This window comes from Gracilimonas amylolytica (genome assembly GCF_002911695.1).
Lineage (GTDB): Bacteria > Bacteroidota > Rhodothermia > Balneolales > Balneolaceae > Gracilimonas > Gracilimonas amylolytica.
Genome location: NZ_PQBS01000038.1, coordinates 25,198 through 39,207, shown reverse-complemented (window position 1 = coordinate 39,207; position 14,010 = coordinate 25,198). Strand labels below are relative to the sequence as shown.

At 39.9% G+C, this 14,010-nt stretch carries 13 protein-coding genes; all 13 read left to right on the top strand.

The genetic code is table 11. From position 1 onward, the window contains the following. Positions 1-400 precede the first annotated feature (400 nt). The 13 genes from C3B73_RS12110 to C3B73_RS12050 all read left to right on the top strand — a co-directional run bounded on the left by C3B73_RS12110 (position 401) and on the right by C3B73_RS12050 (position 13,982). A complete protein-coding gene (locus C3B73_RS12110; protein ID WP_103665879.1) occupies positions 401-1,735 on the top strand; it encodes a nucleotide sugar dehydrogenase in 1,335 nt (444 codons plus the stop codon). Positions 1,736-1,823: 88 nt separating this feature from the next. Next, positions 1,824-2,069, top strand: a complete 246-nt coding sequence (locus C3B73_RS12105) for a hypothetical protein (protein WP_157939498.1) — start codon at positions 1,824-1,826, stop codon at positions 2,067-2,069. Then, on the top strand, positions 2,066-3,049 hold the full coding sequence (locus C3B73_RS12100) for an NAD-dependent epimerase/dehydratase family protein (protein ID WP_198597354.1): 984 nt from the start codon (positions 2,066-2,068) through the stop codon (positions 3,047-3,049). The genes C3B73_RS12105 and C3B73_RS12100 overlap by 4 nt, the downstream gene beginning before the upstream one ends. Before the next feature lie 1,115 nt (positions 3,050-4,164). Continuing rightward, positions 4,165-5,499 (top strand): nucleotide sugar dehydrogenase, encoded by a 1,335-nt coding sequence (locus tag C3B73_RS12095; protein ID WP_103665877.1) that lies wholly within the window; start codon positions 4,165-4,167, stop codon positions 5,497-5,499. A gap of 7 nt (positions 5,500-5,506) precedes the next feature. Further along, positions 5,507-6,694: a UDP-N-acetylglucosamine 4,6-dehydratase gene (locus C3B73_RS12090; protein WP_103665876.1), complete on the top strand. Its 1,188-nt coding sequence runs from the start codon at positions 5,507-5,509 to the stop codon at positions 6,692-6,694. Continuing rightward, complete coding sequence (locus tag C3B73_RS12085; RefSeq protein WP_103665875.1) at positions 6,694-7,845, top strand: LegC family aminotransferase; 1,152 nt, start codon at positions 6,694-6,696, stop codon at positions 7,843-7,845. The genes C3B73_RS12090 and C3B73_RS12085 overlap by 1 nt, the downstream gene beginning before the upstream one ends. Further along, positions 7,838-8,455 (top strand): acetyltransferase, encoded by a 618-nt coding sequence (locus tag C3B73_RS12080; protein ID WP_103665874.1) that lies wholly within the window; start codon positions 7,838-7,840, stop codon positions 8,453-8,455. Before C3B73_RS12085 ends, C3B73_RS12080 begins: the two co-directional genes overlap by 8 nt. After that, positions 8,452-9,483: an N-acetylneuraminate synthase gene (neuB, locus tag C3B73_RS12075; RefSeq protein ID WP_103665873.1), complete on the top strand. Its 1,032-nt coding sequence runs from the start codon at positions 8,452-8,454 to the stop codon at positions 9,481-9,483. Before C3B73_RS12080 ends, neuB begins: the two co-directional genes overlap by 4 nt. Then, positions 9,480-10,592, top strand: coding sequence for a UDP-N-acetylglucosamine 2-epimerase (gene neuC, locus C3B73_RS12070; protein WP_103665880.1), 1,113 nt, complete (start codon positions 9,480-9,482; stop codon positions 10,590-10,592). Before neuB ends, neuC begins: the two co-directional genes overlap by 4 nt. Further along, positions 10,579-11,628, top strand: coding sequence for a nucleotidyltransferase family protein (locus C3B73_RS12065; RefSeq protein WP_103665872.1), 1,050 nt, complete (start codon positions 10,579-10,581; stop codon positions 11,626-11,628). The genes neuC and C3B73_RS12065 overlap by 14 nt, the downstream gene beginning before the upstream one ends. Then, positions 11,625-12,344 (top strand): acylneuraminate cytidylyltransferase family protein, encoded by a 720-nt coding sequence (locus C3B73_RS12060; RefSeq protein ID WP_103665871.1) that lies wholly within the window; start codon positions 11,625-11,627, stop codon positions 12,342-12,344. Before C3B73_RS12065 ends, C3B73_RS12060 begins: the two co-directional genes overlap by 4 nt. Continuing rightward, complete coding sequence (locus C3B73_RS12055; protein ID WP_103665870.1) at positions 12,341-13,252, top strand: Gfo/Idh/MocA family protein; 912 nt, start codon at positions 12,341-12,343, stop codon at positions 13,250-13,252. The genes C3B73_RS12060 and C3B73_RS12055 overlap by 4 nt, the downstream gene beginning before the upstream one ends. After that, positions 13,245-13,982 carry an SDR family oxidoreductase gene (locus tag C3B73_RS12050; protein WP_103665869.1) on the top strand — a complete coding sequence of 246 codons (738 nt, stop codon included), beginning with the start codon at positions 13,245-13,247 and terminating at the stop codon, positions 13,980-13,982. The genes C3B73_RS12055 and C3B73_RS12050 overlap by 8 nt, the downstream gene beginning before the upstream one ends. Positions 13,983-14,010: the final 28 nt, after the last annotated feature.

Sequence of the window (14,010 nt, the reverse complement as noted above, 5' to 3'; positions counted from 1 at the left end):
TGGTAGGTAAAACAGCAGTGGCTTTGGTCATTACCTCGTTTTGAACCGGGATTTACAGGATCAGAAAATCGATTTATAGGATCCACTTCGAAACCTGGTGCCGGCGAGGCAGGTTCGGTGTTCCTTGTTCGATATTCGATATTCATTCTCCATCGGTCCAACCGTCAACTAACAACTAAAACCTAACCACTAAAACCTAACCACTAAAAACTCAACTAACCACTAACCACTAAGCACTAAGCACTAAGCACTCAAAACTAAAATGAACTTCTCCCATATCTTTCTTATTTTCGGGTCTTCAAATAACGATCATGCAGATACATAGAGTTTTGACAAACGGGGAACATGTACTCACAAAAACCACTCAAAACTCAAAACTAAACACTCAAAACTCGAATCGTTGTCTCAGTTAGACGATTTACTTAAAAAGATTGATGAAAGATCCTTCACCGTTGGGGTGATCGGTTTGGGGTATGTAGGTCTGCCGCTGTTATGGACTTTCCATCAGGCCGGGCTTCTCGTGATCGGATTTGATATTGACCAAAGCAAAGTTGATGATCTGAAAAACGGGACTCCGTATATCAAACACCTGGGAACTGAAATGATGGAAGTGCTTGCAGCTTCTGATAAGGCCGATGCCACCACTGATTTCTCCAGGTTGAATGAAGCTGACGCCATATTGCTATGTGTACCTACACCTTTGGATAAGCACCGCGAGCCGGATATGAGCTATGTGGAAAAGACCACTGAAACTGTTTCTAAATATTTACGGAAGGGACAGCTCGTGATCCTCGAATCCACCACCTGGCCGGGGACGACCGAGGAGCTGATGATCCCCATCCTGGAGAAGAACTCCGGACTGAAAGCCGGAACCGATTTTTATGTGGCCTACAGCCCCGAGCGGGAAGACCCGGGCAACCCGAATTTCAATACCGCAAAGATCCCCAAAGTGGTTGGCGGACATGGAGAGGAGGCCCTGAAGCTGGCCACCGCCATGTACGATACGGCCATTGTGCAAACCGTGCCGGTCTCCGACTGCAAGACCGCCGAGGCCGTGAAGCTGACCGAAAACATTTTCCGCTCAGTGAATATTGCCCTGGTGAATGAGCTGAAGGTGGTGTATGAAGCCATGGATATTGACGTACATGAAGTGCTGGATGCAGCGGCCACCAAGCCCTTTGGCTTTATGAAATTTACGCCCGGACCCGGACTAGGCGGGCACTGTATTCCCATTGACCCGTTCTACCTCACCTGGAAAGCCCGCGAATTTGAGAAGCACACCCGCTTCATTGAGCTGGCCGGAGAGGTAAACACCAATATGCCCACCTACGTGGTGGACCGAACCATGCACGCCCTCAACACCCACAAAAAAGCCATGAACGGCAGCAAGATCCTCGTGATCGGCCTTGCTTACAAACCGGATGTGGATGATATGCGCGAATCTCCGACCTTCAAGATCTTTGATCTGTTGAAAGCCAAGGGAGCCGAGATCTCTTATTATGATCCGTTCATCCCCGAGATCTGGGAAACCCGCGAATATGCTGAATACACCGGTATGCAAACCGTGCAGTGGAACAAAGAAACGGTTTCAGGTTTTGATGCTGTGTTGATCTCTACCAACCATTCGACGATTGACTATGATGAACTAGCGGAGTGGAGTGAGTGTATAATTGATACCCGAAATGCGATGAATGGTATTGAGGCCAAAAATGAAAATCACATATTTAAAGCTTAAGAACATCGAACAAAGAACACTCAATATTGAATTCAGGGTCCCATCCCGAAACTGGCCTTAGAAAAAAATGCGTTGTGAAATGGACGCAATGAAGCGTAAAGAAAGAAATCATACCGTTGATAAATTTTGCACTAGCAATTTTCGTGAAGGAACATTGATTTCTTTTAGCGGAATGAAGACCATTTTAGCACTTTTTTTCTCAGCCTTGACTTTTTGTTACTTTTGGGTCAAGCCAAAAGTAAGGGGTATGGCAGAAGGTATATTCACTTGCAATCAAGCAGGTCTTAGAATCTTAGCCTGTAATGATCAAACTGATTTAGGTAACCAACTTTGAATAAAACAAAAAATAAAAAAAATAAATTGAATGTAGTTGTAACAGGAGGAGCCGGATTTATAGGTTCACATTTAATAGATCGTCTGTTAAAAGAAGGTCATAATGTGACCAACATCGACAACTTCGATTCATTCTACGATGAAAGCATTAAGCGGGAGAATATAAAAGGCCATTTTGAATATGATGCTTATAAGCTCCATGAAGTAGATATAAGAGACAAAGAAGTTTTGGATAAAGCCATTTTCGATGACACCGATGTAATTGTGCACTTAGCCGCCAAGGCCGGAGTTCGCCCCTCCATTGCAGATCCCATTGCATACCAGGAAGTGAATGTTGCCGGTACCCAAAATATGTTGGAAGTGGCACGTGAAAAAGACATTAAACAGTTTGTATTTGCTTCCTCCAGTTCAGTGTATGGCAAGAACCCGAATGTACCCTGGAAAGAAGACGATGCGGTGCTTCAGCCCATTAGTCCCTATGCCAGCACCAAAGTAAGTGGAGAGCTGTTGGGGCATGTGTACAGCCACCTGTACGATATCCGTTTCTTGGCTCTGCGTTTTTTCACAGTTTATGGGCCGCGGCAACGACCCGATCTTGCCATCCATAAATTCCTGAAGCTCATGAGCGATGGCAAGGAGATCACACTCTACGGCGACGGTTCCACCCGACGTGATTACACCTTCATTGATGACATTGTGGATGGGATCATGGGTGCTATCAATTACACGGATACTTTGTATGAAGTGATCAACCTTGGGAATAATGAAACTGTGGAGTTGCTGGAATTGGTGGAAGCCATTGAAAAAGCCTCCGGGATTACCGCCAAAAAGACCTTTGGCCCCGAACAACCCGGCGATGTCAAACAAACCTGGGCCGACGTCAGCAATGCCGGCAACCTCCTCAACTACCACGCCGACTACTCCATTGACAAAGGGCTTAAAGCTTTTGTAGAGTGGTACAATGAGGTGAATGGGGAGTAGGGCCTTTCTTTTACTTACGTGATCATAAACCTTTCATTGTTAAGGGTGTGATAGAATTTGACAGAAAGGTTGCATCCGCCACCGTACACCCCTCTGAAAAATCAGCAAGCTGATTTTTCTTCTCCCGCTCAAGGGGAGACTTCTGTTAGAATTACGAATAATGAACAAGGAACACTGAATTTCGAAGTGGGCTTATTCATGTTACCCACTATAGTCCAACAACTTGATCATTGGATATTGGATATTCCTATGTTCGATATTCAGGGAGTCCTCCCTTGAGGGAGGTGCCGGGCTGAGTGAATACGAAGCCTGGCGGAGGGTGTACGGGGTTGGATTAGGTTTACATTCCAAACAAGCAATACCCGGTCATTGTGAGGCGCTCGGGAGTCAAGTCTCGATTTCGATGCCTTACAACGAAGTAATGTCCCTAAAGCGATCACCCAAATAATTCAGACTGATTGCCACGGCCTTTGATTTGCTGAAGGACTCGCAATGACGAGACTCAAAATTAGAACACTTCGAAACCTGCCTGCCGGCGAGGCAGGTTCAATATTCCTTGTTCGATATTGGATATTCAACCGGTCATCCTGAGGAATCGAAGGATCTTGCCTATTCATACCCCGTTGCCCGTTTTCACGACCCACTCCCTGCCTACCGTCAGGCAAGCCTTACACAGGGGAGAAGACGCTGTAACCGAGTGTTTTGGTAGGTAAAACAGCAGTGGCTTTGGTCATTACCTCGTTTTGAACCGGGATTTACAGGATTAGAAAATCGATTGATAAGATCCACTTCGAAACCTGCCTGCCGGATAGGCAGGTTCGATGTTCCTTATTGAATGTTCGATATTCATCCCCCCTCGGCCCCTCGGCCACTAACAACTAAAACCTAAAACCTAACCACTAACCACTAACCACTAACCACTAACCACTAAAAAACCCTGTACTTCTCCCATATCTTTCTTATTTTTGGGTCTTCAAAAAACGATCATGCAGACACACAGAGTTTTGACAAACGGGGAACACGTTTACACACTAACAAGTAATATATCACGGGTAATAATAGAATATCCGGCAGCCACACTCAAAACTAAGCACTAAACAATCAAAACTACTACTTTGTCCCAATTAGACACTTTACTTCAGAAGATAGAAGATAAAACTTACACTATTGGTATTGTAGGCCTTGGTTATGTCGGCCTTCCGCTCATGTGGACCTTTCACCAAAACGATATGCCGGTCCTCGGTTTTGATATTGATGAGAAGAAGGTAGATAACCTGAAAACCGGTACCCCTTACATCAAGCATCTGGGTACTGAGATGATGCAAACTCTGGCTACATCTGATATTGCCGATGCCACCACTGATTTTTCTCGTTTAGATGAGGCCGATGCTATTTTGATGTGCGTGCCTACACCGCTGGATCATCACCGCGAGCCGGATATGAGCTATGTGGAAAAGACCACTGAAACGGTCTCAAAATACTTACGCAAAGGGCAGCTGGTGATCCTGGAATCTACCACCTGGCCGGGGACCACCGAGGAGCTAATGATCCCCATCCTGGAGAAGAACTCCGGGCTGAAAGCCGGAACTGATTTTTATGTGGCCTACAGTCCTGAGCGCGAAGACCCGGGCAATCCGAATTTTAATACCGCCAAGATCCCGAAAGTGGTGGGTGGTCATGGAGAGGAGGCCCTGAAGCTGGCCACTGCCATGTATGATACAGCTATTGTACAAACCGTGCCGGTCTCCGACTGTAAGACTGCCGAGGCCGTGAAGCTGACCGAAAATATCTTTCGCTCGGTAAATATTGCCCTGGTGAATGAGCTGAAGGTGGTGTACGAAGCCATGGATATTGACGTCCATGAAGTGCTGGATGCCGCTGATACCAAGCCCTTTGGCTTTATGAAATTTACGCCAGGACCCGGACTGGGCGGGCACTGTATTCCCATTGATCCGTTCTACCTTACCTGGAAAGCCCGCGAGTTTGAAAGGCACACCCGCTTTATTGAGCTGGCCGGAGAAGTGAACACCAATATGCCCACCTATGTAGTGGATCGAACCATGCATGCGCTAAATACCCACAAAAAAGCCATGAACGGCAGCAAGGTGTTGGTGATCGGCCTGGCCTACAAACCGGACGTGGATGACATGTGCGAATCCCCGACCTTTAAGATCTTTGATCTGTTGAAAGCAAAAGGTGCCGAGATCGCCTATTATGATCCGTATATTCCTGAGATTTGGGAAACACGTGAACATGCAGAGTATACAGGAATGCAAACGGTGGACTGGAACAAAGAAACCGTTTCAGGCTTTGATGCGGTAGTAATTTCTACCAATCATTCTTCTATTGATTATGCAGAACTTGCAGTGTGGAGTGAGTGTGTAGTGGATACGAGGAATGCGATGAATGGTATTGAACACAAAGGTAAGAATCATATTTTTAAGGCTTAAAATTTAAATGGACATTCTCAAACTGATAGGAAGGGATAAAGAATTATTTAAGAATGATATCTCTGCTTATGAATCAGATTTAAAAAAGATTGTTTCAAATTCCACCTTCTTAGTTATCGGCGGAGCTGGTTCTATTGGCCAAGCTGTAACCAAAGAGATATTCAAAAGAAGTCCCCGAAAGCTACATGTAGTTGATATCAGTGAAAACAACATGGTGGAGTTAGTTCGGGATATTCGGAGTTCATTAGGGTACATCAATGGAGATTTCAAGACGTTTGCTTTAGATGCCGGATCGTTTGAATATGATGCGTTTATCAAAGCCGATGGGGAATACGATTATGTGCTTAATTTGTCGGCATTGAAACATGTGAGAAGTGAGAAAGATCCTTTTACGTTAATGAGAATGGTGGAAGTAAATATATTGAATACTATTAAAACCATTCAGCTGGCAAGAGCAAAAGGAACGCAAAAATATTTCTGTGTTTCAACAGATAAGGCTGCCAACCCCGTGAATATGATGGGGGCTTCCAAACGGATCATGGAGCTGTTTTTGATGCGGGAAAGTCAATCTCTTGATATTTCTACTGCTCGGTTTGCAAATGTTGCATTCTCTGATGGGTCACTCTTACACAGTTTTAACCAACGGATTCAAAAAAAACAGCCTATTGTTGCTCCCAATGATATTAAACGCTATTTTGTGACTCCCCAGGAATCGGGAGAGTTATGTTTGATGTCCTGTTTGTTGGGTGATAACAGGGATATATTCTTTCCAAAGTTAAGTGAGGACTTACATCTGATAACTTTTTCCGAAATTGCCGTTAAGTATTTGGATATGATGGGATATGAAGCTCATTTGTGCTCTAGCGAAGATGAAGCCCGGGAGTTGGTGGATACGTTGCCAAAAGAAGGTAAATGGCCTTGTTTGTTTACCGAAAGTGATACCACGGGGGAAAAAGATTTTGAAGAGTTTTTTATGGAAGGTGAGACGCTTGATTTAGAGCGTTTTGAGAATTTGGGTATTGTGAAAAGCAATCTCGATTTTGAAGAAGAAAAGCTGAATTATTTTTTAGAAAGCATTCAAGAAATGAAGGAAAGTCTCAGCTGGGCAAAATCTGATTTAGTAGAACTTTTCCATGAATTACTTCCTGGATTTGATCACAAAGAGACCGGAAAGTATTTAGACTCTAAGATGTAATGAAACAAATTGATCAGTTTATAGAGTTTGTTCGGGATCAGTATAAAACTACTGATTTCATCCCATTACATGAGCCCCGCTTTCAGGGCAACGAGAAGAAATACGTTCTAGAAACGATAGATTCGACATTTGTCTCATCAGTTGGGGCTTACGTAGATTTATTCGAAGAGATGATGGCCGAAATATCTCAAACTGAACGAGCCGTTGCGGTAGTAAATGGTACAGCTGCATTGCAGGTAGCACTCAGACTGGCCGGAGTAAAACAGGGAGATGAAGTCTTGACGCAAGCTCTTACCTTTGTTGCCACAGCCAATGCCATAGCCTATAACAATGCGAAACCTGTTTTTTTAGATGTAGATTTAGATACGTTGGGTTTGTCACCCAAAGCGGTGGAGGCGTTTCTTGAAGAACAAGGTGAACTTAGAGAAGATGGTTGCTACAATAAAAAAACAGGGAATAAAATATCAGCCTGCTTGCCCATGCATACTTTTGGTTTTCCGGTAGACCTAAATGAACTCATGGACGTGTGCAATAAATGGAATATTCCGGTGGTGGAAGATGCAGCTGAATCCATTGGTTCTACCTATCATGGAAAACCAACTGGAAGTTTTGGTCAGTTGGGAATCTATTCTTTTAATGGAAACAAGATTGTTACGGCGGGTGGCGGCGGAGCTATTGTAAGTAATGATAAGCAGATGGGTAATTTTGCAAAGCATCTTACTACAACTGCAAAAAAACCTCATAAATATGAATATGTGCATGATGAATTGGGCCATAACTATAGAATGCCCAATTTAAATGCAGCATTGATTTGTGCTCAATTGGAACAGTTGGATTCGTTTATTGAAAACAAAAGAAAACTGGCTGAAAAGTATGAATCATTTTTTGAGGAATGGGGAATTAATTTCAGAAAGGAAAACCCGGATACCACAGTGAATTACTGGTTAATGTGTGTGGAACTCGAAGATCGAAAAGAGCGGGATATGTTTCTCAATGAAACCAACGAAAAGGGTGTCATGACGCGCCCAATTTGGAAGTTGATGTATAAGTTACCGATGTATGAGAATTGCTTTCGTGATGAACAAAAGAATGCTGAGTATTTAGAGGATCGAATCGTGAATATTCCAAGTAGTGTGGTTATTGATGGGTAAACAAGTGATCATAGGGTATTCCGGACATTCATATGTCGTACTTGATGCTACTAAAAAAGCAGGTATACAAGTTACATCCTATACTGAAAAAGAGGAACATATTCTGAATCCATTTGAATTGGAATATCTTGGTTTTGAAGGTGATAAGAATTTCGAGGGATGGGATAAAGGACATGAGTTTATATTAGGAATTGGTGACAACAGAATTAGGGAAAGTGTTACTGAACTGATCCTTATAAAGAAAGAAAAATTACGATCGGTTATTCACCCATCAGCCAGTATCGGTTCATTAGTAGATATTGGAGGTGGTACTTTTGTTGCATCCGGTGTTATAATCAATCCAATAGTAGAAATTGGGATGTCTGTAATAATAAACACGGGGGCAATTGTTGAACATGAATGCCAAATAGGAGATTTTGCTCATGTTGCACCCGGAGCGGTATTGGCTGGAAATGTGAAAGTTGGGAAGCGATCATTTATTGGGGCAAATGCTGTAATTAAAGAGGGCGTTGAAATCGGTAGTAAGGTAATTATTGGGGCGGGAGCGGTGGTTTTGGAGAATGTTGAGAGTGAAAGTAAAGTGGTGGGTAATCCGGGCAGGTTGATATGAAATTAGATAATGTACTTATTATTGCGGAAGCCGGAGTGAATCATAATGGTGATTTGCAAAAAGCCATTCAGCTTATTGATGTAGCTTCAAAGGCAGGAGTGGACATTGTAAAGTTCCAAACATTTAAAGCGGATAAAATTGTTAGTAAGGCGGCTAAAAAGGCAAACTACCAATCCAAGAATATTGGAGATGGTGACGACGATAGTCAATACAATATGCTCAAATCACTTGAATTGAATGAGCAGGATCATGCTATATTAATTAAGGAGTGCGAGAAACGGGGAATCCAATTTTTATCTACGGCTTTTGATGTAGATGGGATCGATTTTTTAGATAATCTTGGATTGCCGTTTTTTAAAAGTCCGTCCGGGGAGATTACCAATTATCCATACTTGAAGCGATTAGCTGAAAAGGGGAAACCAGTGGTGCTCTCTACCGGAATGGCCAATATGCAGGAAGTGAAAGAAGCTGTTGATGTGGTAATGAAATATGGCTTAACTAAAAAAGATATTACGGTATTGCATTGTAATACCGAATACCCTACACCAATGGAAGATGTTAATTTAAAAGCTATGAATACCATAGGAGATGAATTGGGAGTTCAAGTTGGTTATTCTGATCATACCTTGGGAATTGAGGTCCCTATTGCAGCTGTTGCTTTGGGAGCAAAAGTCATCGAGAAGCATTTTACCCTGGGCCGCAGTTTGCCGGGACCAGACCATCGAGCTTCTTTAGAACCTGATGAGCTTAAAGAGATGGTCACAGCTATACGAAATATTGAACAGGCTATATCTGGGAGTGGTAAGAAGGAGCCGAGTCCAAGTGAACAAAAAAACAAAGAGGTTGCTCGTAAAAGCATCCACATAAACCGTTCAATGAAAGCTGGGGAAATAATAAACGAAGATGACATTATTGCACTTCGCCCTGGAAATGGAATTTCTCCTATGGAATGGAAAGATGTAATTGGCAGGAAGGTTAACCGAGCATATTCGGCTACAGAAATGCTTGAATGGAGTTCATTGAAATGAAGATTGGTGTACTCACAAGTTCAAGGGCCGATTTTGGAATTTATCTTCCGTTGCTAAAAAAGCTGGTTGATGATTCGTTCTTTGATCTGAAAATTATTGCTTTTGGCACCCACGGTTCACCTTATCATGGTGAAACTATATCAGAAGTTAAGAATACAGGTTTTAATAATATAGATCTTATCCAGTCATTTTTGTTAAATGATAACCCGAATGGTATTAGCACCTCTTATGGACTAACGGTGACTAAATTTGCTGATTACTGGAAAGAAAATTCGTTTGACTTGGTTTTTTGTTTGGGAGATCGGTTTGAAATGTCAGCAGCGGTACAAGCCGGAATTCCATTTGGAGTTAAATTTGCACATCTTCACGGCGGAGAAACTACATTAGGAGCCATTGATAATATTTACCGACATCAAATTACTCTGGCCTCGACCATTCATTTCTCATCTACAGAAGCTTATAAGAAAAAAATAAAAACAATTCTTGGCGATAATGAACATGTATATAATGTAGGGTCATTAAGTTTAGATGGTATTGAGGATTTCCAATTTATGGAGGAGAACGAGTTTCGCAATAATTTTGGTATCCCTAATAAGCAATATGTATTAATTACTTTTCATCCTGAAACGATAAGACCAGAGAAGAATCAGGATTATGCTATAGAAATGAAATCTGCATTAGATGAATTAAGCAAAGAATATTTTTTGATTATTACTATGCCAAATGCGGATACAAATGGTAAGATTTTTCGAAATTACATTGAAGAATTAAGAAATGAAATGCCTAATCAAATACTATGTATTGAAAATTTTGGAAAGTCCAATTATTTCAATGCAATGAAATATACGAAATTTCTTTTAGGAAATACATCAAGTGGTATTGTTGAAGCAGCTTCGTTTGGGAAGTATGTGGTAAATGTTGGCAATAGACAACAAGGGCGCGCGAGGGGTGAAAATGTGATAGACTGTGAATTTAAAGCCAATAACATCTTACATGCTGTTTCGAAAGTGAAAGACTTAGGCTCCTTTGAAGGAACGAATATTTACCGAAAGCCAAATACGGTAAAGACAATAATTGACACACTAAAGAATAATTATGCGTCACTATAAAGAACATTTAATTCTTTCAGGTTCATCCATAAGGGAAGCACTGAAAGTGTTTAATAAATTGGGTAAAGATGCTATTTCATTTGTGGTTGATAAGGATGATAAACTTATAGGTTCATTAACGGATGGAGATGTTCGAAGGGGGCTTCTTCAAGGAGTTAATTTGGATCAATCGGTAAATGTGATTATTCAATCCAATCCGAGATTTATTCGGAAGGGTGATCGGGATATTGAAAAGGTTATCGAATACCGAGAGAATAATTTCAAGGTCATCCCAATTTTGGACAAATCGGATCATATAGTAAATGTGATCAATTTTGGGAAGTTAAAATCTTATTTACCTGTGGATGTTGTGGTTATGGCCGGTGGAAAAGGAACACGACTGCGGCCGCTAACCGAAACTACACCTAAACCTCTATTGAATGTTGGAGGTAAACCCATCCTGGAGCACAATATTCATCGGCTATCATTATTTGGAATGGATGATTTTTGGATTTCGGTGAATTATCTAGGAGAGCAAATTGAAGAATACTTTGGTAATGGTAATGATAAGAATTTAAACATTGAATATGTATGGGAAGAAGAACCCCTGGGTACTGTTGGTTCGGTATCCAAAATTAACAATTTTATCCATGATTATATTTTGGTAACAAACTCTGATATTCTGACCAACCTGGATTATGAAGATTTTTTTCTTCGGTTTAAGGAGGAAGAAGCTGACTTTGCCGTGGTAACCATCCCGTATAAAGTGGATGTTCCCTATGCGGTTTTGGAGACGACCAATGGCCATGTGATGAGTTTTAAAGAAAAACCGACCTACACCTACTATTCCAATGGTGGTATTTATCTGATGAAACGTGAGATAATCGACCGTATTCCAAAAAATTCTTTTTATGATACAACCGATCTAATGGAAGAACTTATCGCAGATGGTAAAAAAGTATTGTCCTATCCTTTATCTGGATACTGGTTAGATATAGGGAAACACGAGGATTTTGAAAAAGCACAAGAAGATATTAAGACCATAAAATTTTCATGAATTTATTAATTACAATTTGTGCAAGAGGTGGGTCAAAGGGAATCCCTGGTAAGAATATAAAGCCATTAAATGGTAAACCTCTTTTACATTATACATTTAATCGAGCTTTTGAGTTTGCTAAGTTATATGATGCAGATATACAATTGAGCACAGATGATAATAAGATTATTAAATCTGCTGAAGCAATAAATTATAAGACAGATTATTTAAGACCTAAGAATTTAGCAACTGATAAAGCAGGAAAAATTGACGTTATCAAACATGCGTTTAAGTATGCAGAGGGAATAAATAACAAAAGATATGACTATCTTTTAGATTTAGACGTGACTTCTCCTTTGAGAACTATTAACGACTTAAAAGGGGCATTTGAGAAACTCAAAAGAGATAAGAATGCATTAAACATTTTCTCAGTTAATCATGCATCTAAGAATCCTTACTTTAATATGGTTGAAGAAAAGGATGCGAATGGTTATGTAGAATTGGTAAAGTCAGTTGGAGATGTAAAAGCAAGACAAGAGGCACCAATTGTATACGATATGAATGCATCTTTCTATTTTTTCACAAGGGAATATCTTGAAGGAAATTATAAAACAAGTGTTACCGATCGATCTTTAGCTTACGTGATGAAGCATATTTCTTTTGATTTAGATCATCCTGTAGACTTTACTATGATGGAAATTATGTTAAGGGAAGATTTATTGGATATTGAGATATGAATATTTTGATCATAGGATTAGGTTCTATTGCTAAAAAGCATCTAAATGTATTGAAAAACCTAGATTCTGATTTAAGTGCATTTGCACTACGAAGCAATAAATCAGAAAATAATGAAGAAGGAATTCAAAGTATTTACTCATGGACTGAAATTCCTAAGGATATAGATTTTATTATTATTTCTAATCCTTCAAGCATGCATGCTGAAACAATTTTAAAGAGTTTAGATTTTGAAGTTCCGCTTTTTGTAGAAAAACCTGTTTTACATTCATTGAACAGAAGTGGCGAAATAATTAAGAAAGTAAGAAATAAGGGAGTCATAACATATGTTGCTTGTAATTTGAGGTTTCATCCGGCCATTCAATTTTTGAAAAGGGAGTTCTCGAAAAACGTACCAATTGAGTATAATTCTTATTGTGGTTCTTATCTACCAGAGTGGAGACCAAATACTGACTATAGAGAAATATATAGCGCAAAAAAAGAATTAGGAGGCGGTGTGCACTTGGATCTAATACATGAGATCGATTATTGTAACTATCTGTTAGGAACTCCAATTGAAAGTTTCAGCTATTGCAGAAGAAAATCTACATTAGAAATCAACAGTGTTGATGTAGCCCATTATGTATTTGAATATGAGAAGTCATCTGCATTCATAACATTAAATTACTACCGGAAAGATTCAAAAAGAGATATTGAGTGTGTTTGGGAGGATAAAACTTGGCACATTGATTTATTGAGAAATTTGATTGTTAATGGTGAAAGTGAAGTAATTTACTCTGAGCCATTTGATATTATGGATACATACACTTCACAAATGAGAAGCTTCATTGAATATATAGAAAGAGAAGAAATGCCAGAAAATAATATTGAACAAGGAATTGAAACTCTTAAGCTTGCGCTAAATGGATAAACTTTTAGAGAATAAGGTCATTGTTGTTACAGGGGGGAATGGATTACTTGGCTCGGCGATGATACAAGATATTAGAAATAAAGGCGGTATTGGTATATCTGCAGATTTAAATATTAATGATACTGAATATAGTATAAAGTGTGATATTACTTCATTAAATAGTATCAAGGAAACTGTAAAAGATATATATGATAAATATGGAAGAATTGATGGTTGGGTTAATAATGCCTATCCACGAACAGCTGATTGGGGGAGTGATTTTTTAGATATAAAAGAAGAGTCACTAGATAAAAATGTTAAATGGCAGCTCAATAGTTACATACTTAGTTGTCAAGAAGTAATTAAGGTAATGTTAAAAAGAAACAGTGGCTCGATTATTAATGTCGCTTCTATATATGGAGTAGTTGGAAATGATTTTACTATATATGAAGGTACAAATTTAAATCCTCCTGCTGCTTATACTGCAATAAAAGGAGGGTTAATAAATTTTACGAGATATCTTGCCAGTAAATATGGGAAAGACGGTATTAGAGTAAATACAGTTTCACCTGGTGGTATTTTTGATAATCAGGTTAAAGAATTCGTCGAAGCTTATGAAGCAAAAGTACCATTAAAACGAATGGGAAAACCTGATGATATTGCTCCGTCAGTATCGTTTTTATTGTCTGATAAAGCTAAATATATTACGGGGCATAATTTAATAATTGATGGTGGTTGGACTTCCATTTAAATCTTGAAAAATTTTAATAACTAATTTT